This is a genomic window from Holzapfeliella floricola DSM 23037 = JCM 16512, from assembly GCF_001436605.1.
Classification (GTDB): Bacteria; Bacillota; Bacilli; order Lactobacillales; family Lactobacillaceae; genus Holzapfeliella; species Holzapfeliella floricola.
Genome location: NZ_AYZL01000016.1, coordinates 66,266 through 91,349, shown reverse-complemented (window position 1 = coordinate 91,349; position 25,084 = coordinate 66,266). Strand labels below are relative to the sequence as shown.

Annotated in this window: 28 protein-coding genes, 1 other RNA gene and 1 other annotated feature; of the genes, 27 read left to right on the top strand and 2 right to left on the bottom strand. The window is 34.3% G+C overall.

Annotation, left to right across the window (positions count from 1 at the left end; genetic code table 11):
- Positions 1–59 precede the first annotated feature (59 nt).
- From FC86_RS02845 to FC86_RS02755, 20 genes are all read left to right on the top strand, one after another.
- Entirely contained in the window at positions 60–1,457 is a 1,398-nt protein-coding gene (locus FC86_RS02845) for an amino acid permease (protein WP_056974497.1), read from the top strand.
- A gap of 97 nt (positions 1,458–1,554) precedes the next feature.
- Positions 1,555–1,704, top strand: coding sequence for a 50S ribosomal protein L33 (gene rpmG, locus FC86_RS02840; RefSeq protein WP_056974496.1), 150 nt, complete (start codon positions 1,555–1,557; stop codon positions 1,702–1,704).
- Between the two features lie 5 nt (positions 1,705–1,709).
- Complete coding sequence (gene secE, locus FC86_RS02835; protein ID WP_056974686.1) at positions 1,710–1,880, top strand: preprotein translocase subunit SecE; 171 nt, start codon at positions 1,710–1,712, stop codon at positions 1,878–1,880.
- A 104-nt stretch (positions 1,881–1,984) separates the two neighbouring features.
- Positions 1,985–2,524: a transcription termination/antitermination protein NusG gene (gene nusG, locus FC86_RS02830; protein WP_056974495.1), complete on the top strand. Its 540-nt coding sequence runs from the start codon at positions 1,985–1,987 to the stop codon at positions 2,522–2,524.
- Positions 2,525–2,651: 127 nt separating this feature from the next.
- Positions 2,652–3,077: a 50S ribosomal protein L11 gene (rplK, locus tag FC86_RS02825; protein WP_056974494.1), complete on the top strand. Its 426-nt coding sequence runs from the start codon at positions 2,652–2,654 to the stop codon at positions 3,075–3,077.
- Positions 3,078–3,168: 91 nt separating this feature from the next.
- Positions 3,169–3,855: a 50S ribosomal protein L1 gene (rplA, locus tag FC86_RS02820; RefSeq protein ID WP_056974493.1), complete on the top strand. Its 687-nt coding sequence runs from the start codon at positions 3,169–3,171 to the stop codon at positions 3,853–3,855.
- A gap of 36 nt (positions 3,856–3,891) precedes the next feature.
- Positions 3,892–4,017 (top strand) — a sequence feature (ribosomal protein L10 leader region).
- Positions 4,018–4,063: 46 nt separating this feature from the next.
- Positions 4,064–4,573, top strand: coding sequence for a 50S ribosomal protein L10 (gene rplJ / locus FC86_RS02815; protein WP_056974492.1), 510 nt, complete (start codon positions 4,064–4,066; stop codon positions 4,571–4,573).
- A gap of 50 nt (positions 4,574–4,623) precedes the next feature.
- On the top strand, positions 4,624–4,992 hold the full coding sequence (rplL, locus tag FC86_RS02810) for a 50S ribosomal protein L7/L12 (RefSeq protein ID WP_056974491.1): 369 nt from the start codon (positions 4,624–4,626) through the stop codon (positions 4,990–4,992).
- A gap of 91 nt (positions 4,993–5,083) precedes the next feature.
- Positions 5,084–5,695, top strand: coding sequence for a class I SAM-dependent methyltransferase (locus FC86_RS02805; RefSeq protein ID WP_056974490.1), 612 nt, complete (start codon positions 5,084–5,086; stop codon positions 5,693–5,695).
- Positions 5,692–6,201 carry a nucleoside deaminase gene (locus FC86_RS02800; RefSeq protein WP_056974489.1) on the top strand — a complete coding sequence of 170 codons (510 nt, stop codon included), beginning with the start codon at positions 5,692–5,694 and terminating at the stop codon, positions 6,199–6,201. Before FC86_RS02805 ends, FC86_RS02800 begins: the two co-directional genes overlap by 4 nt.
- Before the next feature lie 16 nt (positions 6,202–6,217).
- Positions 6,218–6,301: signal recognition particle sRNA small type (ffs, locus tag FC86_RS06465), an RNA gene on the top strand.
- A 60-nt stretch (positions 6,302–6,361) separates the two neighbouring features.
- Positions 6,362–8,050, top strand: coding sequence for a DNA polymerase III subunit gamma/tau (gene dnaX, locus FC86_RS02795; protein WP_056974488.1), 1,689 nt, complete (start codon positions 6,362–6,364; stop codon positions 8,048–8,050).
- 15 nt (positions 8,051–8,065) lie between these two features.
- The gene (locus tag FC86_RS02790; protein ID WP_056974487.1) at positions 8,066–8,371 is read left to right on the top strand and encodes a YbaB/EbfC family nucleoid-associated protein; all 306 of its coding nucleotides are present in this window, start codon (positions 8,066–8,068) and stop codon (positions 8,369–8,371) included.
- 17 nt (positions 8,372–8,388) lie between these two features.
- Positions 8,389–8,985, top strand: a complete 597-nt coding sequence (recR, locus tag FC86_RS02785; protein ID WP_056974486.1) for a recombination mediator RecR — start codon at positions 8,389–8,391, stop codon at positions 8,983–8,985.
- Positions 8,986–9,137: 152 nt separating this feature from the next.
- The gene (tmk, locus tag FC86_RS02780) at positions 9,138–9,770 is read left to right on the top strand and encodes a dTMP kinase (RefSeq protein ID WP_056974485.1); all 633 of its coding nucleotides are present in this window, start codon (positions 9,138–9,140) and stop codon (positions 9,768–9,770) included.
- 24 nt (positions 9,771–9,794) lie between these two features.
- Positions 9,795–10,124: a cyclic-di-AMP receptor gene (locus FC86_RS02775; protein ID WP_056974484.1), complete on the top strand. Its 330-nt coding sequence runs from the start codon at positions 9,795–9,797 to the stop codon at positions 10,122–10,124.
- 14 nt (positions 10,125–10,138) lie between these two features.
- Positions 10,139–11,062 (top strand): hypothetical protein, encoded by a 924-nt coding sequence (locus FC86_RS02770; protein WP_056974483.1) that lies wholly within the window; start codon positions 10,139–10,141, stop codon positions 11,060–11,062.
- Positions 11,063–11,064: 2 nt separating this feature from the next.
- Positions 11,065–11,406, top strand: a complete 342-nt coding sequence (locus FC86_RS02765; RefSeq protein WP_056974482.1) for an initiation control protein YabA — start codon at positions 11,065–11,067, stop codon at positions 11,404–11,406.
- 3 nt (positions 11,407–11,409) lie between these two features.
- Positions 11,410–12,270 carry a 16S rRNA (cytidine(1402)-2'-O)-methyltransferase gene (gene rsmI / locus FC86_RS02760; protein WP_056974481.1) on the top strand — a complete coding sequence of 287 codons (861 nt, stop codon included), beginning with the start codon at positions 11,410–11,412 and terminating at the stop codon, positions 12,268–12,270.
- An 11-nt stretch (positions 12,271–12,281) separates the two neighbouring features.
- Positions 12,282–13,010 carry an acyl-[acyl-carrier-protein] thioesterase gene (locus FC86_RS02755; protein ID WP_056974480.1) on the top strand — a complete coding sequence of 243 codons (729 nt, stop codon included), beginning with the start codon at positions 12,282–12,284 and terminating at the stop codon, positions 13,008–13,010.
- Positions 13,011–13,045: 35 nt separating this feature from the next.
- Here the strand turns inward: FC86_RS02755 and FC86_RS02750 are convergent, their stop codons facing one another.
- The gene (locus tag FC86_RS02750; protein WP_056974479.1) at positions 13,046–14,023 is read right to left on the bottom strand and encodes an asparaginase; all 978 of its coding nucleotides are present in this window, start codon (positions 14,021–14,023) and stop codon (positions 13,046–13,048) included.
- A 122-nt stretch (positions 14,024–14,145) separates the two neighbouring features.
- Between FC86_RS02750 and FC86_RS02745 the strand changes: the two genes are divergently transcribed.
- From FC86_RS02745 to FC86_RS02725, 5 genes are all read left to right on the top strand, one after another.
- A complete protein-coding gene (locus tag FC86_RS02745; protein WP_056974478.1) occupies positions 14,146–14,697 on the top strand; it encodes a folate family ECF transporter S component in 552 nt (183 codons plus the stop codon).
- A gap of 19 nt (positions 14,698–14,716) precedes the next feature.
- Positions 14,717–15,457: a tRNA (adenosine(37)-N6)-threonylcarbamoyltransferase complex dimerization subunit type 1 TsaB gene (gene tsaB, locus FC86_RS02740; protein WP_056974477.1), complete on the top strand. Its 741-nt coding sequence runs from the start codon at positions 14,717–14,719 to the stop codon at positions 15,455–15,457.
- A complete protein-coding gene (gene rimI / locus FC86_RS02735; protein ID WP_162257570.1) occupies positions 15,441–15,986 on the top strand; it encodes a ribosomal protein S18-alanine N-acetyltransferase in 546 nt (181 codons plus the stop codon). Before tsaB ends, rimI begins: the two co-directional genes overlap by 17 nt.
- 18 nt (positions 15,987–16,004) lie before the next feature.
- A complete protein-coding gene (gene tsaD / locus FC86_RS02730; protein WP_056974476.1) occupies positions 16,005–17,039 on the top strand; it encodes a tRNA (adenosine(37)-N6)-threonylcarbamoyltransferase complex transferase subunit TsaD in 1,035 nt (344 codons plus the stop codon).
- Between the two features lie 1,566 nt (positions 17,040–18,605).
- Positions 18,606–19,820, top strand: a complete 1,215-nt coding sequence (locus tag FC86_RS02725) for a hypothetical protein (protein WP_056974475.1) — start codon at positions 18,606–18,608, stop codon at positions 19,818–19,820.
- Positions 19,821–20,960: 1,140 nt separating this feature from the next.
- Here the strand turns inward: FC86_RS02725 and FC86_RS02720 are convergent.
- Entirely contained in the window at positions 20,961–22,922 is a 1,962-nt protein-coding gene (locus FC86_RS02720) for an ABC transporter ATP-binding protein (protein WP_056974474.1), read from the bottom strand.
- Positions 22,923–23,110: 188 nt separating this feature from the next.
- Between FC86_RS02720 and groES the strand changes: the two genes are divergently transcribed.
- Both groES and groL read left to right on the top strand, forming a co-directional pair.
- Positions 23,111–23,395, top strand: a complete 285-nt coding sequence (gene groES / locus FC86_RS02715) for a co-chaperone GroES (RefSeq protein WP_056974473.1) — start codon at positions 23,111–23,113, stop codon at positions 23,393–23,395.
- 23 nt (positions 23,396–23,418) lie between these two features.
- Positions 23,419–25,038 carry a chaperonin GroEL gene (gene groL / locus FC86_RS02710; RefSeq protein WP_056974472.1) on the top strand — a complete coding sequence of 540 codons (1,620 nt, stop codon included), beginning with the start codon at positions 23,419–23,421 and terminating at the stop codon, positions 25,036–25,038.
- Positions 25,039–25,084: the final 46 nt, after the last annotated feature.

The following is a 25,084-nucleotide window of genomic DNA, read 5'->3' as shown; positions in this document are numbered from 1 at the left end:
AAAATAAGATAGAATTTAATCTATATCTAATTTTCGACAAAAGAAAGACGGTGAAGTACATGAGTAATTTTGTTCAGGGGCTGTTCAAAAAGCGGACAGTTGACTTAGATCAAGTTAAACATAGTAAATTAGAAAAAACATTAGGCGCTCTAGGATTGACTTCTATGGGGGTTGGAGCTGTTGTTGGTGCTGGTATTTTTATTACACCTGGTATTATTGCAGCACTTCATGCTGGCCCAAGTGCCTATTTATCATTTATTATTGCGGCTGTGGTATGTGCTTTAGCAGCTTTATGTTATTCAGAGTTTGCTTCAACGATTCCACTTGCTGGTAGTGCTTATACATATGTATATGTTGTTTTTGGTGAAATTGTCGCTTGGATTATTGGTTGGTCGCTAATATCGGAGTATTTATTTGCAGTTTCATCAGTGGCAGTTAGTTGGTCATCTTATTTTCAAAATCTGTTAAGTGGGTTTTCGATTCACTTGCCGGGATTTCTAACACAAGCATATGAAAATGGTCATGGTGGTGGAAATATTGTAGCAGGTCTAGTTATTTTGGTGATTGGATTCTTACTAAGCCTAGGTTTGAGAGAATCAACTAAAATTAATGAAATTATGGTGTTCATTAAAATTGCGGTGATTGTTTTATTCGTAGCAGTTGCCGTATTTTATGTAAAACCTGAAAACTACTCTCCAGCAATGCCATTTGGTTTTTCAGGTGTTTTATCTGGTGCAGCTATTGCCTTTTATGCTTATATCGGGTTTGACGCTGTTTCAACAGCAGCTGAAGAAGTTAAAAATCCCAAAAGAGATATGCCAATTGGAATTATCTCAAGTTTAGTTGTTGCTTCAGCATTGTATGCAGCAGTTGCAATTGTTTTAGTAGGTGTAGTTCATTACACACAACTAAATGTAGGGGATCCAGTTGCATTTGCATTACAATTTATTAACCAAAATTGGATTTCTGGAATTGTTTCATTGGGAGCAGTTGCAGGTATGACAACGGTGTTACTTGTAATGGCCTATGGTGGAACTCGTTTGATTTTTGCAATTAGTCGTGATGGATTACTACCAAAATCATTATCAAAAGTTAACCCAAAGACACACGTTCCTGTAACTAATACTGTTATTTTTACAGTTGTTGCTGCTATTTTTGCAACATTTATTCCGCTAGATAAAATTACTGAGTTGGTAAATATTGGGACTTTGTTTGCTTTTGCAACAGTTTCAATTGGAATTATCTTCTTACGTAATTCCAAACAATACGATCAGTTAGATCATCCATTTAAAGCACCATTTTATCCTGTATTACCAGTTGTTTCATTTTTAGCTTGTCTATTCTTAATGTCACAACTTAAAGCCTTAACTTGGCAAGTATTTGGTATTTGGTTTGTACTTGGGTTGATTATATACTTCACATACGGTCGTCATAATAGTAAAGTTCAAAAAGACTAAACAATTTTGTTTAGTTTTTTTGTTTGGAAATATGACTTTACTTTGACTTTAAAAATAGTTTTTGCTATTGTTATAATGACTTATTAAGGAGAAAATTATGCCATTAAGAAAAGTAGCGTTGGCCTGTGTTGATTGTGGATCACGCAATTACACAGTGTCTGAAAATAAAAATCGCACAGAGCGTCTAGAAGTTAAAAAGTTTTGTAAACATTGTGGAAAACATACTTTGCACAAGGAAACAAGATAGGAGCTATTATGAAATTTTTGAAGAGTGTTTTTGCTGAAATGAAATTAGTATCATGGCCTACACTTAAAGAAAATCGCCATGACACATGGGTTGTTATTTCGACAACAGTGATGTTTGCTGTTTATTTAGGGCTGTTAGATTGGGCATTTGGCTCACTAATGACTTCAATCTTTTAATCGATTGTCAAAATCTTAAATATTTGATATACTCAAATCGCCGATAAATCTCCATGCTGTATGGGGATTTTTTATTTTGCAAAAAATTAAGGAGTAAACTCACTATGGAATCACATGAAAAAAAGTGGTATGTCTTGCATACTTATTCAGGATATGAAAATAAAGTCAAAGCTAACTTAGAATCTCGTGCTCAAACTATGGGAATGGAAAAGCATATTTTTAGAGTTGCAGTTCCTGAAGAAAAAAGTTACGATCAAGAAGACAGCGGAAAAGTTGAAATGGAAAAGACTTTCCCTGGATATGTTTTAGTTGAAATGGTTATGTCAGATCAATCTTGGTTCGTTGTTAGAAATACTCCCGGTGTGACAGGGTTCGTTGGTAGTCACGGTGCTGGAAGCAAACCAGCTCCACTACTTGATGAGGAAATTGAACATATCTTGAAACACATGGGTGCCACAACTCGCTATAGTGAAGAAGACTTTGAAATTGGCGAAACAGTTTCTATCAAAGAAGGTGCCTTTGAAGGTATGGCAGGTAAAATTGTGGAAGTTGATCGTGAAAAGTTCAAATTGCATGTTGAGGTTGAAATGTTTGGTCGTGAAACCGATACCGAACTAGACTTCAATCAAGTAGAAAAATTCTAGTTAAAATAAAATTAGACTTGCAAAGATGACATTTTAGTGTTATGTTAGTCAAGTATGTTTAGTATATGTGGGAGGGGAAATATACATCCCCACTATAACCACACACGGACTTGAGGAGGTATGTCACGTGGCAAAAAAAGTCGCAAACATTGTAAAATTACAAATTCCTGCAGGACAAGCAACTCCTGCTCCCCCAGTTGGACCTGCTCTAGGGCAAGCTGGGATCAACATTGTTGGTTTCACAAAGGATTTCAACGCAAGAACTGCTGACCAACAAGGAATGATTATTCCTGTTGTGATTACAGTTTATGAAGATCGTTCATTCGATTTTGTTACAAAAACTCCTCCAGCAGCTGTTTTATTAACTAAAGCAGCCGGAGTAGCTAAAGGTTCAGGCGAACCAAACAAAAACAAAGTCGCTGAAGTTACAAAAGATCAAGTTAGAGAAATCGCTGAAACAAAAATGCAAGACCTAAACGCTGCTGATGTCGAAGCAGCTATGCGCATGGTTGAAGGTACTGCTAGAAGTATGGGATTTGTTGTAAAAGACTAATTTCAAGACAGCGTCGGATTGTTAATGAAAGTTAACAAATCAAGTGGGAGGATTACAAATCCGATGACCACATTTGCAAGGAGGAAAACACATGCCAAAGCATGGAAAAAAATATATTGAAGCTTTGAAAAAAGTTGATTCAAGCAAACAATACTCAATCGAAGAAGCTGTTTCTTTAACAAAAGAAATGGATTACGCAAAATTTGACGCAACTGTTGAAGTTGCATATAACTTAAACGTTGATCCAAGACAAGCTGATCAACAAATTCGTGGAGCCCTTGTTCTTCCAAACGGAACAGGTAAAACTCAACGTGTTATTGTATTCGCCGAAGGTGAACAAGCTAAAGCTGCAGAAGCTGCAGGTGCAGACGTTGTAGGTTCTGATGATTTAGTAGAACGCATCCAAGACGGATGGTTAGATTTTGACGTTGTGGTTGCCACACCTCAAATGATGGCCAAAGTTGGACCGTTAGGTCGTGTACTTGGACCTAAAGGTTTAATGCCTAACCCTAAAACTGGTACAGTTACAATGGATGTTGAAACTGCAGTTAACAACGTTAAAGCTGGACAAGTAACATACCGTGTTGATAAAGCTGGTTTAATCCACGCACCAATCGGTAAAGTTTCATTCTCAGATGAAAAACTTGTTGAAAACTTTAACGCATTAAATGACGTTATTTTACGTGCTCGTCCAGCATCAGCTAAAGGACAATACGTAACTAGCGTTTCTGTAACTTCAACATTTACACCAGGTGTTCACTTGAACCCAAACGCTTAATTAACCAATTGACAACAAGTCATTAATTAAGCTATACTGTAGTTATGATTTCTACCTAAGACTCGGGTGATAGATTATCTATCTTAATTTCCCGCTGAGGCCAGAAAATGATGTGAGTTTTGACTCCATACTTTTTTGGTATGGAGTCTTTCTAATATGGTAGATAAAAATCATAATATAAATTTTGGAATAGAGTGAGGTGAAACAAATGAGTGAAGCAGCTATTGCTAAAAAAGCGCTATTAGTTGATGAAATTGTTGAAAAATTCAACCAAGCAACTTCTGTTGTTATCATCGACTACTTAGGTCTAAATGTTGACCAAGTAACAAATATGCGTCGCGAATTACGTGAAAATGGCGTAGAAATGAAAGTTGTTAAAAACACAATTTTACGTCGTGCAGCTGATAAAGCAGGTTACGAAGGTCTTGATGAAACTTTCACAGGTCCTACTGCTGTAGCATTCTCTAACGATGATGCTGTAGCCCCTGCACGTATTATCGCTAAGTACGCTAAAGATATCGAACCTCTTGAAATTAAAGGTGGAGTTATCGAAGGTACTGTTGCATCTCTTGAACAAATTCAAGAAATTTCACAATTACCAGGTCACGATGGCCTACTATCAATGTTGTTATCAGTGCTTCAAGCACCTGTTCGCAACTTTGCTTATGCGGTTAAGAACGTTGCAGAATCAAAAGATGATGATGGTTCAGCCGCTTAATTAAATTAAAAATAATTTAGACTAATTATTATTCATTCGGAGGAAATAAAATGGCTTTAGATACACAAAAAATCATTGACCAAATTAAAGAAGCTAGTGTTCTTGAACTAAACGACCTAGTTAAAGCAATTGAAGAAGAATTTGGCGTTACAGCTGCTGCTCCTGTTGCTGCTGGTGCTGCTGCTGGTGGCGATGCTGCTGCAGAACAAACAGAATTTGACGTTGAACTAACTGAAGTTGGTGGCGAAAAAGTTAAAGTTATCAAAGCAGTTCGTGAAATCACAGGTCTTGGCTTGAAAGATGCTAAAGGTCTTGTAGATGGTGCTCCTTCAATCGTTAAAGAAGGTGCTGACAAAGAAGCAGCTGACGAAATGAAAGCTAAACTTGAAGAAGTTGGCGCATCAATTACTCTTAAATAATTGTTCGTTTCTCAAAAAAGATGCAATCTTAATGATTGCATCTTTTTTTTATTCACTATAAAATTAAGTAAAAAGCAATCGAGGCAAAGAAATGGAAGAACAATACTTTACCCAAGCACCTACATCAGATCACCACTATCAAGAAGTGTCATTAGAGTTAAATGATGAGCATCTAAAATTTAAAACTGATAATGGTGTGTTTTCAAAAAATAGAATTGACTATGGTTCTTTAGCTTTACTTAAAGCAATCACGCAGTCAGCTGAAATCGTTTCAGGTGATTGGCTTGATTTAGGTACAGGCTATGGTCCAATGGGCCTTTACTTAGCTAAAACTTTTCCAGACTACTTAGTTCATATGGTTGATGTTAATGAGAGAAGTTTACAACTAGCTAGTGAAAATGCTAAAACTAATCAAATTGACAACGTTAAAATTTATGAATCTAGCTGTTATGATAATGTTGAGGGAAAGTTTGCCGCTATTGCCACAAATCCGCCGATTCGTGCAGGTAAAACAGTCGTTTCAACAATGCTTAAAGATGCGTTCAATTATTTAGTTGAAGGTGGTCAATTATGGGCAGTTTTACAAAAGAAACAAGGGGCACCATCTGCTAAAAAACTAATGCAAGAAACTTTTGGAAATGTGAAAGTTGTCGCTAAAGATAAGGGATATTACATTTTACAAGCGGTGAAGGAAGCTAGATGATTTCAAAAGAAGATAAGCAAATATTTATGCAAGCCGCTTTTAGTGAAGCCGAAAAAGCACGTCAAAAAGACGAAGTTCCCATTGGCGCGGTAGTTGTTAAAGACAGCCAAATTATTGGTACAGGTCATAATGAGCGTGAAGAAAAGCAAGATGCTACCTTGCATGCTGAGACAACTGCTATAAGAATGGCTTGTGAGTATTTAAATAGTTGGCGGCTAGAAGGTTGTCAGTTATTTGTAACATTAGAACCTTGTCCAATGTGTGCTGGTGCCATCATCAATAGTCGAATAGAAACAGTTTACTATTCAGCTTTTGATCCTAAAGCAGGTGCTTGCGGATCGGTGCTTGATTTGTTTGCTGTTGAAAAACTTAATCATCATCCAAGAGCTTATGGTGGTTTGTATTTAGACCAAGGGAAGCAAATTTTAAAAACCTTTTTTCAAGATATCAGAAAACGTCAAAAACTTCTGAAAAAAGGTAGAAAAAATAATGCAGATACGTTATGATAGATATTGGCCGTAGGGCCTTAGGCAATGTTATCCTTATGAATCGTGTCAGGTTCGGAAGAAAGCAGCACTAAGTTTGTGGTAGCATGTGCCTTTTAATGAAAATATAACAAACTCATAGCCGTATTGGCTATGAGTTTTTTACGTAAAGAGGGGAATTATGAGTTATCAAGCTTTATACCGAACATGGCGTCCACGTCAATTTAAAGATGTCATAGGACAAGAAGTTATTACCCAAACTTTAAAAAATGCATTAACAGCTGATAAAGTCAGTCACGCTTATTTATTTTCAGGTCCACGTGGAACTGGAAAAACGAGTTGTGCTAAAATTTTAGCTAAAGCTGTTAATTGTACGAATTTAATAGACGGTGAACCTTGTAATCACTGTGAAAATTGCATAGCTTCAGATAATGGAAGTTTGAATGACTTGCTTGAAATTGATGCCGCATCCAATAATGGTGTAGATGAAATTCGAGATATTCGTGATAAAGTGAAGTATGCACCCTCACAAGGCCAATATAAAGTGTATATTATTGATGAGGTTCATATGCTTTCAATGGGGGCATTTAATGCACTATTGAAAACACTTGAGGAGCCACCTGAACACGTTATATTTATTTTGGCAACAACCGAACTACAAAAAGTTCCAGCAACTATTATTTCAAGAACTCAAAAATTTATTTTTAAAAATTTACAAGTCAAAACAATTACTAATCACTTGATTGAAGTGTTAGAGGATATGGAAATTGATTATGACTCAGAAGCAGTTGCAATGATTGCAAAAGTTTCTGATGGTGGAATGCGTGATGCATTAAGTATTTTAGATCAAATTATTTCTTTTAATTCTGGTAGTCAAGTAACAGTTAAAGAGGTTGAAGAAACTACAGGATATGCCAATACTAGAGCTGTACAATCGATATTAATTAGTATTTTGAATAGAAATCTCACAGAAAGTTTGCAAGAATCAACTGATTTACAAGATAAAGGTATTACTGTAAAAAATATTTTAACAGAAGTTATTGATGTATTAACTACAATGTTGCTTGCTCAAAAAGATATTAAGCAAGCGAACACAACAGAATTAATACAAAAAGCGCAAGAAACTTCACAAAATCAATTATTAGCTATGATTGAATACGCTAATGAAGCACTAAATAATCTAAAATATAGTACGCAACAAAAAACGCTCTTGGATGTATTTGTTGTTAAGTCAGTTAATTATGTTCCAGCGACAGGTGTTGAAGATGCTCATATTCAAGAAGAGTTAACCACGTTAAATCAAAAATTGAATCAGGCAATACAACAGATTGAACAATTAAAATCAAAACCCGTTCAGCAAGTGTCAACGCAATCAACAAAATTACCAAAGCCCTCTGTTGAGAAAAAACGACGTCATAATTACCAACAGCAGGTTTATGATGTTTTGAGAACAGCCACTAAAGGTGACTTAAAACAAGTCATTGATGTGTGGAAAGATGTTCTCAAAGCACTTGCACCTTCAAAGCGTGCCATGATGGAAGTTTCAAAGCCAGTGGCTGCAAGTCCAACACAAGTTGTAATTGCGTTTGAATATGATATTTGGTTTGAAAAAGTTTTAGATGATCAAGGCTTATTAGACGATTTAAATCGATATTTAGAGCTAGAACTGAAAGAATCAAGGCAAATTATTTTGGTGCCGACAGCAGAATGGCCGGTTTTGAGACAAGACTTTATTAAAAAACATAAAAGTGAAATTAAATCGTCAAATTCGCAACAAGATGATAAAATACAAGAAGAGAAATCAGAAAGTGACGTTGTGTCAAAAGCAAAGGAACTTTTTGGTTCAGAATTTATATCAATAAAAGATTAAGGAGATGTATTGCTTATGATGGGTGGCAAAAATATGGCCGGCATGATGAAACAAATGCAAAAAATGCAAAAAGAGGTTAAGAAAACACAAGATGCTTTAAACGAACAAGATTTTGTGGGTAAATCAGCAAATGATTATGTAGTTGCAACTTTTAAGGGTGACAAGACAATGGTTGATTTACAAATCAACCCAGAAGTGATGGACCCAGAAGATCCAGATATGGCACAAGATCTAATTGTTGATGCTGTTAACCAAGCGATTACACAAATTAATAATGAAACAGAACAAAAATTAGGTAAATATACTAAAGGATTAATGTAAGAAAGTTAGGCGATGATATGCAATATCCTTTGCCAATCGCTAAATTAATCGAAAGTTATATGAAGCTACCAGGTATCGGTCAAAAGACAGCTACCCGGTTAGCTTTTTTTACATTGAATATGGAAATTGAAGATATTCAAGACTTTTCGAAAAGTTTAGTTGAGGTTAAAACAGAACTTCACTATTGTTCAATTTGCGGTAATATTACACAAGAAGACCCTTGCGAAATTTGTCGTGATGAACGTGTGGATCGTAGTTCAATTTTGGTTGTTGAGCAGCCAAAAGACATCTTATCATTTGAAAACATGGGCGAATATTTCGGTTTGTATCACGTCTTAAATGGGGTTCTTTCCCCAATGGATGGTGTATCTGTTGATGATTTAAATATCAAATCATTGATTAAGCGCTTGCAAGATCATTCTGTTAAAGAAGTGATTTTAGCATTGAATTCTTCTTCTGAAGGAGAAGCGACCGCAATGTATTTGAGTAAGCTTATCAAGCCTTCGGGGATTAAAGTTTCACGCTTGGCCAGTGGACTTGCCGTTGGTTCAGATATTGAATACGCAGATGACTTAACATTGAAACGTGCAATGACCGGAAGACAAGAAGTTTAAAAACTACTCAAAAAGAGTGGTTTTTTATTTTGGGTTGAGATAATGTTGTCGCATTAGTATCTGGACGATTCGAATTGAGGAAACGTTAACAAAGTCCCTTTGCTAAAACTTCAATTTTCAAGTAGAATTTTGTATTAAGGGAGTGTTCATAAATGACTGGACGATTTATTACTTTAGAAGGCCCAGATGGTTCTGGCAAAAGTACAGCATTGAAACAATTAATAAAGATTTTTAATCAACAAACACAAGATAACTTGGTTTTAACTAGGGAACCGGGAGGTTCCACAATAGCTGAAGCAATTCGTGAAATCATTTTAAATCCAGATTATCCAGAGATGGATGACCGTACAGAAGCTTTACTTTATGCTGCTTCAAGAAGACAGCATTTGGTTGAAACAGTTTTGCCAAGTCTAAAAGCAGATAAAACTGTAATTAGTGACCGCTATTTGGACAGTTCATTAGCTTATCAAGGTGGTGGACGTGAGTTAGGTATTGAAAATGTAGCTGAAATGAATCAATTTGCAACTGAAAACTTGATGCCCGATTTAACCTTATATTTTGATGTTAATCCAGAAATTGGATTGAGTCGCATTGATCAAAATCGTGAAAAAGATCGACTTGAACAGCAAAAAGAGTCATTTCATGAGCGTGTCTATGAAACTTATCAAGAGCTTTATCGTCGTTATCCAAAACGAATTGTAAAAATTAATGCTAACCAATCCAAGCAAAGAGTTGTTGATGATACAATTAAGGCAATGAAAGACAAATTTCCTGAACTTTTTTAAAATTTGTTCAAGGAGGAGATTAAAATGAAGCTAGTGACAGCGATTATACAAGATAAAGATGCATATGAGTTGGAGAATTTGTTAGCTAAAAATCAAGTTCCAACAACCAAACTGGCCTCAAAAGGTGGCTTTTTAAAAGCTCAAAATATAACCTTTATGATGGCCGTAAAAGATAGTCAAGTTGACTACGTCCTAAGTTTAATCAAAAGTACGGCTAAGCGTCGAAAACAAATGATTTCACCTTCTGTTAGTTTAGAAGTTATGGGTGAGGAATCAATGATTCAACCTATTGAAGTCGAAGTTGGTGGTGCTACAGTGATGGTGACGCCAATTGAACAATTCCATCAATATTAATAAGGATTGAAAGTATGTCACAATTAATACTAGATAACTATAATCATGAAGTTGCCAATAAACTCGTACAAGCTGCTAACCAAAAAACATTGAGCCATGCGTATTTATTTGAAGCAATTCAGCACAATCAGGCTTTAAAGACAGCGCTTTTTTTAGGAGCTTATATGTTTTGTGAAGAAAAAGAAAAGCCTTGTCAAAAGTGTTCACAATGTCAACGCGTTTTAAATCATAATCATCCAGATATTTTTGTGATTCAAAATGATAAACAAACGATTGGAGTTGATGAGATTCGTGAACTCAAATCAGAGCTATCCAAAACACCAATTGAAGGTAAGCAACGATTATTCATCATTGATCGTGCTCAAAAGTTAACACAATCGGCTGAAAATGCGTTGTTGAATATTTTAGAAGAACCGATGTCAGAAGTTGTGATGGTGATGATTGCACCTAACAGCAAACAATTATTGCCAACAATCTTATCTCGGTTGCAGATGGTTCAATTTGACCAACGATTGGCCCAGTCTAACTGGGCTGATCGCTTATCGTTGGTTCAAGCTAGTGATAAGGAGCTGTTGCTTGCCTTGCAAAATGTTGGAGTTGAATTTGATCAACTAGCTGAATTTAATCAGTTAGAGAGTTTTTTTCACGAAGTTAAGGAGTTAATCAAACAAATTATTTCAAAAGATAAAGGCGCTTACATCCACTTTCAGACAGTCGTTAAGCCAATGATAGCTACTTCATCAATGCAAGATGTGTTTTTAAAGTCGCTGATGATTATTGCAACTCAAAAATTAGAACAACAAGAAGTGCATGCTCTATCTCTTGTTTCATCTTTGATTGAAGTGTCACATCGCAGGCGGTTTAATGTTAATTTTGACAGTTTAGTGGATTATTTATTTAGCCAAACAATTTTTGCGCCATATCAGGGGAGGGCCTAAGTATGACAGAACCATACCAACAATTTGATGAATTACTTAAAAAAATGCAACTAATGACAAGTTCAATGGAGTCATTAAATGAATCTATTTTAGATACCTTAAAAGAAAATACAGAATTGAAAGTCGAAAATCAGTTGCTACGTGACAAAATTAATCAAATTGAAAATCATGAAGAACCTATTAAAGCAGCACCAAAAATGAATGCTTTGAAAAACTTAGAAGAAATTTATAATTCTGGTTATCACGTTTGTAATATGTATTATGGTTCTCATCGTCAAGAACAAGAAGATTGTATGTTTTGTTTAGATCTATTGTTCCATCAAAGACAACAAAAGCAAGGATAAGTTATGAATAATCAAAATAGTTTTGAACAGTCTCAAACAGGGAAGTTATACTTAGTCCCTACACCCATTGGTAATTTGTCTGATATAACTATTAGAGCTAAGGAAATTTTGAATCAAGTTGATTATATTGCAGCGGAAGATACGCGTCACACAGGTCAACTACTCAAAAATTTAGATATTAAAAAACCAATGATTAGCTTTCACGAGCATAATACGCAAGAAAAAATACCTGACATTTTAGCACGATTAGAATCAGGGCAAACAATTGCTCAGGTTAGTGATGCGGGAACACCAGCTATTAGCGATCCAGGAGAACTATTAGCTAAAGCAGCAATCGAACAAGACTTGACTGTTATTTCAATTCCAGGTCCAGCAGCATTTTTGACAGCTTTAGTTGCTTCAGGTTTGGATGTTCAACCCTTTACGTATGTTGGGTTTTTACCCAGAAAGAAAACACAACAGCTTGAAAAAATCGAAGAAATAAAAGTAATAACACATACCACTATTTTTTATGAAGCCCCTCATCGATTGAAGAAAACACTAGCTAATTTAGCTGAAGTATTAGGCGAGAATCGTCGCATTGTTTTAGCACGTGAATTAACGAAAATTCATGAGCAATATTTAAGAGGAACAATAGGCGAGATAATAGCACATTACACCGACAATGATCCTCGTGGAGAATATGTCTTGTTGATTGAGGGGATGCAAGAAGCATCTGAAGAAGAAATATCTTCAGAAGATTTGGTAGTTAAAGTTGATCAAAAAGTTGCTGCGGGTGTTTCTAAGAAAGATGCTATCAAAGAAATTGCAAAGCAATATAAAATTTCAAAAAATGAATTGTATGATTTATACCATCGCAAATAAAGGAGTTACTGATGCCACTTTATTATGAAAAAAAACACCAAGTCCAGTTTTACGAAGTTGATATAACCAGTCAATTGACCTTATCGTCGTTACTAAATCTTGTAATTGCCGCATCTGGTGAGCATCTAGAAGAAATTGGTGTTTCATCTGAGGAATTAATTAGTAGACATTTAGGGTGGGTTGTGACGCAATACCACATGTCGATTAAAAAAATGCCAGAAAAAGGCCAAACAATTTATATTAAAACAGCTGCCATGGCATATAATCGCTATTTTTGCTATCGTAGCTATTGGTTATATAATGAAGACCATGAAGAGTTAATTGAAATTAATAGTGTTTGGATTATGCTTGATTTAAACACTCGTAAAATGGTTCCCTCAGATCCAGAAATCATGCTAAAAACAGGTGCTGAAGAAATTCGTCGTCCACAAAAATTCCCACGTATTAAATTACCCAAAGAACAGTTGGTTGCTGATAAGTCATATTTTGTTGAATACTTTAATATTGATGAAAATGAGCATGTAAGTAATGCACATTATTTTGACTGGATGATTTCAAGCTTGCCTTTGTCTTTCATTAAGAGCAATCACATTAAATCTTTAGATATTAAATATGAACATGAGATTTTATATCATGATAGTCCCAAAAGTTATGTCCATTTCAATCAAGAAAATAATAGAAGTTATCATAAACTTGCAAATGGAAATCTTACGGCTGCTGAATGTGTGATTCAGTGGTAAAAAAATAACTTGTCGAAAATTCGACAAGTTATTTTTTATGAGGTAGCATTATTGACAAATTCGGCAAGTTCTTGATTATGCATCCCTGCACTGAGACCAATTAAGAGTTTAATACGGGCTTTTTGTCCATTAAGACCTCGACAGAAAATGACGCCCATTTCTTTTAACTCAACCCCGCCTCCAATGTAATGATAAACATCTTCAGCAATACCATTAAAACAACGAGATACCAAGACAATAGGAATGTTTTTATCAAGCAATTTTTGAATAGCAGGGAGTGTTTGTGGTGGCAAGTTTCCAGCACCCAAAGCCTCAATAACAACACCTTTAGTTTTTGGGTGATCAAGTAGTTCAAATTGTAGAGGACTCATACCGGCATAGGCTTTTACCAAGAAAACTTCTTCAGTTAATTCATTAACGTCAGCTGTGGTTTGGGCAATCAATTCTTGAAAAAATAGCACGTGATTTTTACTGATTAAGCCTATCGGTCCAAAAGTAGGTGTCCTGAAAGTGGCCACGTTTGTTGTGTGGGTTTTAGTGACATAACGTGCTGTATGAACTTCATCGTTCATAACAATTAAAACGCCTTTGTCCTTAGCATTGTCACTAGCAGCTGTTAAAATGGCACTTTGAAAATTATGTAAGCCATCGCTACCGATTTCATTTGATGAACGCATTGCACCAGTTAAGACAACTGGAAGATTATTAGGTAAGGTTAAATCAAGGAAATAAGCTGTCTCCTCTAATGTATCGGTACCGTGAGTGATGACAACACCATCAATTTTTTCTTCATTAACCGCTTTTTGAATTCGGTTTTTAAGTTGTAACATATGTTGAGGTGCAATATGAGGTGAGGGTAGGTTGAAGATGTCTTCAACAACTAAGTCAATCTCAAAATCAAAATGATGTGTTAGTTTTAATAGTGGATTTTCTTCGTTTTGAATAACTTCACCTGCTTCGTTTTCAGACATTGAAATTGTCCCACCAGTGTGTAGGACTAATATTTTCTTCATTTGTAAGACCCCTTTTACCATGTTTATTATATTTTATCAATAATGTAAGTGAATTACGAATATGATAAAATTAAATCATTAAAAATTCTTAAACATTGGATATCTAAGGGAGAAGTGACTTAATGAAAAATAAAAGTCTAAGCAATCTCAATTTTGTAGTAGTCTTTGCATTAATGATTGCGATTAGTATTATATTACAAACTATAAAAGTTGGAGATCCTGCTGTTGTACAAGTAGGTCTCGGATTTTTAGGGACTGCTTTAATGGGTCGATTCTTCGGAGTTTTATGGGCTGGAATTGGCGCTGGTTTAGCTGACGTTTTAAACTCAATCATTATTGGTGTTCCCGGTGGATTTTATCCAGGGTTCACGATCTCTGCTATTGCCGGAGGCATTATTTATGGGACATTTTTATACAACCAGAACTTTGCAGGTGATTGGAAAAAAGTTTGGCGAATTGTTGTAAGCGTTTTGTTAATTACAATAATTGTCAATACGGGGCTGAACACATTATGGATGACTCTAAAAAGTGGTGCTGATTTCAACCACTTGCTTATTCAAAGGCTCCCCAAACAAGTGACAGTGCCATGGGTTCAAATGATAATTTTGTATTTGACAATGGTTGCTTTAGACCGTGTTAAAATAGAATCAATATTAAATAGATATTCTAAGTAAAGAAAGAGAAGCGAAAACAGTGAACGTATTAGCAATGAGTACCGCTACTAGTCAGTTGTCTGTAGCTTTACAGACTGCAAACCGAACAGTTGAAAAAAACAGAACGGATAGCCGTAATCACAGCATTCATTTAATGCCAACAATTACGCATATTCTTGAACAAGAAAATTTAAAATTAAACGATATACAAGCAGTCGTTGTGGCTCAAGGTCCTGGATCATATACGGGTGTTCGAATTGGTGTGACAGCCGCTAAAACAATGGCTAAGGTATTGAATAAAAAGTTATACGGTGTTTCAACATTAGCACTTTTGGCTCGTAATGTTTTGGATTCAGAGGCTTTAATCGTGCCAGTGATTGATGCACGTAATCATAACTTTTTTGCATCTGCTTATTCAGTTGATGAAGAAGGTCACTATTCTGAACAATTAAAAGAACAACATATTGACTTTGAAGGATTAGTTAATCAATTAAGAAGTAAAGCGGTAAAATTAGGTAAAAATAAGTTAATTTTTGTCGGTGAATCATTGAAAGAACAGCAGTCTGAGTTTTCTGATTTATTTAGCAAAACTGAAGTTAAAATTGAAGTTGCCAAAGATAATTTAGTACATGCTGAGCTGGCAATATCAATGCTTGACCAGTTAACACCTGAAAATATTGATCTATTTGTGCCTGAATATTTAAGAAAAACACAAGCAGAGACTGATTGGGCAAAAACCAATGGCGACCATGATGGTAATCAGTATGTTGAAGAGGTTTAAAGCAATCTTAGGTTTTAATCAATTATTTTTTAATCTACCCATTCATAAACAACCGTTATACTTAACAACTCAAAAGATGACTTTTAAGTTAGCTAAGGCAGATTTAACGCACCTTGATGCATTGATGATAGCTCAAAGTAAAATTTATCAAAATTCGCCCTGGGATAAATACGCATTTAAGCAAGAGTTACTTAATACTCATCGTCGGTTGTACTTAGCTCTTTTTGATCAAAGAGAGTTGATTGGTTATATTGGGATTAAATTTACACCAGCTTTTCGTGAGGCTCATATTACGAATGTGGGAATTATTCCTGATTATCAAAATCAACATTTAGGTCAGTACTTAATTCATTTGGTTTGCGATTATGCTAAGCAATTAAGACTTGATAAAGTTAGCCTGGAAGTTCGTGTTGATAATCAGAAGGCACAGTATATTTATCAAAAAATGGGTTTTGAAAAAGTCAGAATCAGAAAAAACTATTATTATTTTGAAAAAATTGATGGGGTCACAATGGTGAAACCCTTATAAAGGAATTGAACAAACGTTATGAGTGAAACAGAGCAAAATTTAATTTTAGCATTTGAAACAAGTTGTGATGAAACGAGTGTTTCAGTTGTTAAAAATGGAACTGAAATTTTATCTAATATGATTGCAACTCAAGTTAAAAGTCACCAACGTTTTGGTGGTGTCGTACCAGAAGTTGCGAGTCGTCATCATGTTGAGATTATTACAATGTTAATCACAGAAGCCCTTGAAAAAGCAGGTGTGACTTATCAAGATTTGGATGCTGTAGCGGTTACTAAGGGTCCAGGTCTTGTTGGTGCTTTATTAATCGGTATTTCAGCTGCTAAAGCTGTAGCAATGGCATATAATCTTCCCTTAATTGGAACTAATCATATTGCGGGTCATATCAAGGCAGCTAATTTAGTGGATAAAGTCGAGTATCCAGCTTTAGCTTTGGTGGTTTCAGGTGGCCATACGGAGTTAGTCTCTATGAAAACACCTAGTGATTATGAAATTATCGGTGATACCCGTGATGATGCTGCTGGTGAATCCTATGATAAAGTCGGTCGTGTTATGGGGATCAACTACCCTGCAGGTAAAACAATTGATGAAATGGCTCATCAAGGGTCTGAAACCTTTGACTTTCCACGTGCTATGATGAAAGAGGATAATTATGATTTTAGTTTTAGTGGACTAAAAAGTGCCTTTATCAATACCGTTCATCATGCAGATCAAGTGGGTGAGACATTAGATAAAAATGACTTAGCGACAAGTTTTCAAAGTGCGGTTGTGGAGGTATTGGTTCATAAAACAGTCAAAGCGATTGCCGAATACCAACCTAAAACATTCATTTTAGCTGGAGGTGTAGCAGCTAATCAAGGATTGAGACAAGCTTTAACTGAAGCAATCAATCAGCAATTCCCAGACTTGAAAGTTATTATTCCGCCGCTTCGTTTATGTGGTGATAATGCGGCGATGATAGGAGCTGCAGCTTACCAACAATTTTTAGATCAAGATTTCAGTGACATGAGTTTAAATGCTGAACCAGGTCTTGAATTTCCTTATGAAGGAGAATAAAAAACTATCTTTTTGCGGATGATGACGTGCCCCTAAAAATTTGAACATACTGAATTGATTAAATCAGGTGGTGGGGTTTCGTATTGAACCAGATATTTGCTACCCAATTTTAATTTGATTCGGTCATTGCTATAATAATGAATCTATTTTTTCATTGCGTCAACTAATTAGGGCTTTGTGTGATAACGTATCGCTATGACTTCAGCTTTCATAATATGAAAAAAGTTTCCATAGCTGTATTGTCTAAGCAATTGTCGTTGCGTGATATAATTTTTCTGATCGTATTATCCTTTAATGTCTTTTGCCAAATTGGAGTTTGATATTGAAATCCTTGGTCACTATGTAGATATCTAAAATAGATGGAGTATCTGTTTTAGGTAAGCAATTAATGAGTATTCAAACCAGTTTTAAAGTGAACTTCAAAGTCGGATATAAACTAATTTTATAACCTAGCACTTCTCGATAATATAAATTTAGTATTGGCAAATAGATAAACGTGATGATTGATATCGGATTTGCCATATCTAAATTGAATGCCATCTGTTACGAGTTTTCGATAAGGATTTTGTGCTTCAAATTCATGCTCAAGATGATTATTAGTGGTTTTACCAATTTGACCAGATAAGAAGAATTATAGCGACGTTTTTTATCATAAGTCTTCGTTTGTAAGCAATTGAACTACGTGAGTTTCCTTCATTTCAAGTGCAGAAGATAGACGCCGATAAACATTGTCAGGATGAGCCTGTTCTTAATTGAATCTGATTAAGTAAGCAGTTGCTCATCTTTTTATTTGTCTTGATTTAAGTGATATAATACACACTTTTAGCTAGACTAATCGTATGCAAATAGCTCGAGTTGAATACTTAGGTAACTGTTGAATTAATTCTGTTGCATCTTTAATAGTCGAAGTTGGTTGATGTTTTATTCTTTCAAGGTTTCAAGGTGATATTTTATAAAGTAATGCAGATTTTGTGGGTTCATTTTACTTTTAAGGTAATCAGGACTTGATTGTAAGCTTGGTTCACAATATAAATCCCATTGTTTTTGCGAATTATAAATCGTACTCAAAGTCGGAATGTTAAAATAAATCGTTGTTTTGAGATAAGATAATTGATGTTTTTTTTAAAGTCTAATACCTGTCGTTTGAATGCAAAAGAATAGGTTTTGGTATTTTGTTTTTGAATCTTAAGCCAAACATACCATGATTTTGGTAGCGATTAACATATTTTAAAATAGTGCTTGATTTAGCAATGTCATATTGATGACATAGGTTAGTTTAGATAATCTATGACAACTTTTAATTTAAATTATTGATTAATCTTTACCATGAAAAAGCCCCCTTTAAGTTTGAGTTTTGGTCAAACTTAAGGGGGGGTCACATCAAGACGATTATTTTTTATATTTTTAGTTAACTTTTTCAAAATAAGGAATAAAAGACTTTTGAAATTTTTCGAGATTTATACATTTATTAGTAAAACTATGATAAGTTTTAATTGTTGAATTGGAGAGTCGCTTCAAAAACAAAAGGGTTAAATTATTTAGGGGGAGGGAGATATAAAATGATTCATGACTAGTATTGGTAAGCTTTTTAATCAGACTAAAAATATAAATAAGGAGAATATTATGTATAGCTTAGAACGAAAAGTGGAGAGGGTTTTTGATGCTCCATGTCCATTAAAAAGAATTCAAGAATTTAATGAACTATTTAATGAACAAGCTCATGTGCGAATTTTTGATTTTAGTAATATGAAAAAAGGTTTTTTAGAGAGCAGGAAAGAATTAAGTGGATATTATTTAGAGACATTATCTAATTATGAAAATGCATACGTATTAGATAATAAGAGTAATAATATAGAAAGAAAATTAAATATTAGAAAAGTAGTGAATTTAGACTTGAATGTTTTAACTGCATTCAATCACTACGTAAATGGTAAAAATTCAAAAGATGGTGAGGAAGTTTATGAATTATTAAAATATTTAAAAAATGAAAATTTTGAGTTTAATATGTCTACGGCAATTATGGAACGTTCGATGAGCCCTATTGAAAATTCAGGAGAAGATGTCTGGAAAGAGATAATAAATAATTTTTTGAGATTTATAAAAAAGGATACTATTATAGAGGAAATAAGCAGAGTGCATTTGTCTGAAAGTGATAAAAAAGATGCTGAAAGGATTTTTAATGAAATATTAAAGCCTCATTATTGGAATGAATATATTATTCTGAATTGTTTGGTATTGAAAGCTTTTCTTATAAAACAAGACAAAAAAATAAAAAATAAAACAGAAGAATTGGTTAAATATTCATTATCTACACTTAATATATTTTTGGAATACGAACTTACTTTGTTAGATAAATATTTTGAGAGAGATTTATCAAAATATCAGACATTTAAGAAAATAGAAGGGTTTTCCAAGGATGTTATTAAAAAAATTAATAATACAACGTGGGATATTTTTCATATTAGATTACTTGAACTGCAAATGTTTAAGGATAACCAGTCAGAAGAAGTTGTTTATCATTATTTTGCTACAAGAGATAAAGCATTTATTGAATTAGCAAACTTCAATCCGATGGAAATGTTTGTTATTCTTCCTGAAATGCAATATGCAATAAGAAAATTAAAAATAAATTCTATTTTAGATAATAAAAAAATATTTGGGCAAATATTAGATGATGTACAAAGAGAGAAGAGAAAAGCAAATTTACAAAAGATTGACTATAAAAGTATACAAAAAAGTCTAGCTAAAGAAATAAATGAAAATCAGAAAATGAAAAAATAATAATAAATATAATCTGCTTAAAATGAGATAGACTTGAACATTCTGATTTTTAAAGCGCAATATAAAAGTTAGACTTTTAAAAATCAAATAAAAAAGCTCAAAGATGTTATCGATATTCAATAGGGGCATCCTTTTGTTTCGAGTGATAATTTATTGTAATCAAAATAAGTTGTATAATTATCTAATTAAAATAAGCTAAATTTAATCTAAAAATGGTTCAACTATCCTCTTTTAAGTAGATTAAAGAAGCCTTCAGTTTGAGCATTATCTAATTAATTACTTTTTTAAACATACTTTGCGTTAAACCTATACTTTTAACTCTTTGATAATAGTAATAATATTGATAATGAAGGATTCCTGGTTTGAACAAATAATAGCTGCTCAGCGTTTTAATTTTGAACTAAAATTTATCTAACGGTTGTTTAATTAAACGCATATTAGAGAAATAACTTGCTTTAATGCGAACGCCTTTTTTGAAAGCCTAATCAATGACTGTGGAAATGTAAATTTTTTGTAATTTGAAGTTTAACTTCCGTAATATTAGTATAGGCGATTGTTCTGGGAATTATACAATTAAACTTCTTATGATTGTGGTAGTTATGACTAATTTTACCGATTGCGCCTTTGTATGAACGATACTTTTTAATGTGCTTAACAAATAGTTGGTTGTAACGTTAGCTTGTAAACCGCTTTTAGGCAAGAATAAAATCTAATTTTTCAATAATCTGTCGATGTTAAATAGTACTTAATTGATATTTTTACTTCAGCCATCTGTAAATGTTTCAATGTATAATACTACATTGATTTTTTGAGATTAAACAGTTTCGATAACGCTTTGAGTAATAGACGTCTAGTATGTTTAGTTTATATTATCCTTGTACTTATATACTTTCAAAATTTAGTCAGCCAAGTTGTAATGATATTTTATAGTGATTAGTGATCTTTTAGTAGAATAACAATGATTTAAGTGTTAATTCACAAATTCTAATTTTAATTTATCTGAATACTTTATCATAAAAAAGCACCTCATAATTATTTGGATTAGTCCAATAAATGTAAGGTGCTTCACTTTATTATGTCTTTATGTTTTAGCTACACTAAAAAATACTAATATTATACTTAGATGATTCACACCTAATTCTAGTGAAAATTTTTTTGAAGTATCACTGTAATATCTTTTTCTTCGTTTTCTTCTTGTTGTGTTAACCAATATTCCCAATTATCATTTTCAGTTGACAATTTTTCATTAATTAGGTTAATTTCTGATTGGAACTCAGCCATTTTACTGTAATCAGTTGCATATTTAGGTTGAGTCATTTGTTCTTGGATGGCTTCAATCTGACTTTCATACTTTTCAATATTTTCTTCAGCTTGAGCAATACCACGTTCAATTTTGCGAATTTCTGCTTGGCGTTTCTTTTGCATCGCATAATCTTCTTTACCACCAGTATTGCTTGATTTTGCTTGTGCTTGTTGAATTTGTTCATCGGTTGGTTTGATAATCTGTTCTTTTTTCTCTAAGTAATAGTCGTAATTACCATCAAAAACATAAGCTTGGTTATTTTTAACTTCAATCGTTGTGGTGGCTAGTTCATTAATAAAGTAACGGTCATGGGAAACGAAAACTAATGTCCCATCAAACTCTCGTAGTGCTTTTTCAAGGACTTCTTTAGCATCAATGTCCAAGTGGTTAGTCGGTTCGTCCATGATTAAAAAGTTATGATTTTCCATCGATAATACGGTTAAGGCAAGACGAGCACGCTGTCCACCAGAAAGTTGACCGACGCTTTTTTCAATATCGTCTGCACCAAATAGGAAACTAGCCAAAACACTACGAATCTCTTTTTCAGGTGTTAAACGATGACGATTCCAAACGGTATCAATAACTGTTTCTTTGGAATTAAACTGAGAAATTTCTTGATCGTAAAATCCGACAGAAACATTAGCACCAAATTTGTAACTACCTGCAAGTGGTTCTAATTGTTTAACGAGTGTTTTAAGTAATGTACTTTTACCAATTCCATTAGCGCCCAAAATGGCAACTCGATTATGTTTGTTAACTTGTAGGTTGACATCTTGAATCATAGGGTCATTCTTTTCATAACCAACGCTCATATGATTAATAAGCAATGCTTCTTTACCACTTTGCTTTTCAACATTAAACTTCATATTCATTTGGCTTTGATGTTTAGGCGGCTGAATGCGTTCCATTTTATCAAGTTGTTTACGACGACTTTGGGCACGTTTTGTTGTTGAAGCACGTACAATGTTTTTTTGGATAAAGTCTTCTTGTTTTTTGATTTCGGCTTGTTGTTTTTCGTAAGCTTCTTGATTTTGACGATCCATTAACTCACGTTGTTCTACATATTTTGAGTAGTTTCCTGTAAAGTGAGTTAATTTTTTGAAACTTAATTCGTAAATTTCAGTTGTAATCGCATCTAAAAAGTACTGGTCATGAGAAACAGCTAAAATAGCGCCAGAATAATTCTTTAAAAACGTTTCAAGCCAAGTTAGTGTGTCAACATCTAAGTGGTTAGTTGGCTCATCAAGAACTAATAGATCTGGTTTTTTAAGTAATAGCTTAACAAAACCTAATCGTGTTTTTTCGCCACCAGATAAAGTGCTAATTTTTTGGTGATACGTTGATTCATCAAATTTAAACCCATTTAAAACGGTTTTGATATCGGTTTCGTAAGTGAACCCACCATTGATTTGATAGTCATACTGCATTTGGTCATAGCGTTTAAGCAGTTCTTCATCGGGCTTTTCTTGTTGAGCTAGTTGTTCTTGAATCGCTGTCATTTTGTTACCCAATTCGATTAAAGGTGTAAAAACTTGCAACATTTCATCCCAGATGGTTTCGTTAGTATCGAAATTATGTTCTTGGGCAATGTAACCAATTTCGATATTTTTGGGCATTGAAATATGACCAAGTGAAGGCTCTTCTTGTCCTGTAATCATTTTAAGTAGGGTACTTTTACCCGCACCGTTTGGGCCAACTAGTCCAATACGACTTTTGTTTTGAATTTCAATATCTAAGTTTTCAAATAAGACATCACTACCAAAGTGACGTGCTAATTGTTGTCCTTGTAAGATAATCATTATTTCACCTCATTTTTCTTCACTGTTTAGCATATCATAATTCATCATTTTATAAGGGAATTTAAAGAATTTTTAGCATTCACTTTTTTTTCTGCTAAAAGCTTGCACTTTTACATAAAGGTGATATTATTTATTTAGAACTTAGCACTCAGGTTATGACAGTGCTAATATTGTAGGAGGGAAATTAAATGTTAAAACCTATTGCTGATCGCGTGATTTTAAAAGTTAAAGAAGATAAAGAAGAAACCGTTGGTGGAATTGTCTTAGCAAGTAGTGCTCAAGATAAACCACAAGTTGGTGAAGTTGTCGCCGTTGGGCAAGGTGCTCGAACTCGTGAGGGTCAGCGATTACCAATGACTGTTAAAGTTGGAGATAACGTTTACTACGATAAATACGCAGGTACAACCTTAAAATATGAAGATGAAGAGTATTTAGTATTAAAAGAAAACGATATTTTAGCAATTATTGATTAATTTTTTAATGAGGTGAAGTTAAAATGGCAAAAGAAATTAAATTTTCAGAAGATGCACGTCGTGCGATGTTACGTGGTGTTAACAAATTAGCTGACACTGTTAAAGCAACTATTGGACCTAAAGGTCGCAATGTTGTGTTAGAAAAAAGTTATGGCTCACCAGAAATTACCAATGATGGTGTGACAATTGCAAAATCAATTGAACTTGAAGATCACTTTGAAAATATGGGAGCTAAATTAGTAGCTGAAGTGGCTTCAAAAACTAATGATATCGCTGGAGATGGAACAACAACAGCAACTGTTTTAGCACAAGCAATTATTCAAGAAGGATTAAAAAATGTCACTTCTGGTGCTAACCCTGTAGGGATTCGTCAAGGAATTGAACTTGCTACTAAAAAAGCAGTGGAAGAATTACATAAAATGTCACATAAAGTCGCTAATAAAGATGAAATTGCCCAAGTGGCTTCAATTTCAGCGGCTAATGAACAAGTGGGTCGCTTGATTGCAGATGCTATGGAAAAAGTGGGCAACGATGGTGTGATTACTATCGAAGAATCTAAAGGTATTGAAACAGAATTAAGCGTGGTAGAAGGGATGCAATTTGATCGCGGTTACTTGTCACAATATATGGTAACTGATAACGACAAAATGGAAGCAGACCTTGATAATCCATATATCTTAGTAACTGACAAAAAAATCTCAAATATTCAAGAAATTTTGCCTTTATTGCAAGAAATTGTTCAACAAGGTAAAGCTTTGATGATTATTGCTGATGACATTGATGGTGAAGCATTGCCAACACTTGTGTTGAATAAAATTCGTGGAACTTTCAATGTTGTTGCAGTTAAAGCACCAGGTTTTGGTGATCGTCGTAAAGAGCAACTAGCTGATATTGCAGCTCTTACAGGTGCAACTGTTATCACAGAAGATTTAGGCCTAGAATTAAAAGATACAAAACTAGAACAACTTGGACAAGCTGGTCGTATTACCGTGACAAAAGATAACACAACAATTGTTGAAGGTGCAGGCGATAAAGCGGCTATTGCAGAACGTGTTAACACCTTGAAAAAACAAATTGCGGATTCAACATCAGATTTTGACCGTGAAAAATTACAAGAACGTCTAGCAAAATTAGCTGGTGGCGTGGCTGTAATCAAAGTTGGTGCAGCAACTGAAACTGAGCTAAAAGAACGCAAATATCGTATTGAAGATGCATTAAATGCTACTCGTGCAGCTGTTGAAGAAGGTTACGTTGCTGGTGGTGGTACTGCACTTGCTAACGCTGTCAAAGCTGTCGCTTGTCTTGAAGAAACTGGTGATGTTCAAACTGGTATCAATATTGTTAAAGCAGCTCTTGAAGCACCTGTTCGTCAAATTGTAACGAATGCCGGTCTTGAAGGCTCTGTCATTGTGGAACGATTGAATAGTGAAGATCCTGAAGTTGGTTATGACCCAGTTGCTGACAAATGGACTAATATGATTGAAGCAGGTATTATTGATCCAACTAAAGTGACACGTTCAGCCCTACAAAATGCTGCGTCTGTTGCAGCGTTGATGTTAACGACTGAAGCTGTTGTGACTGAAGTTAATAAAGATAATGAAACAAATCAAGCACCAATGAACCCTGGAATGGGTATGATGTAACCCTTTAATAATTAAAAAATAAAGCCTACGAAAGTTAATACTTGCC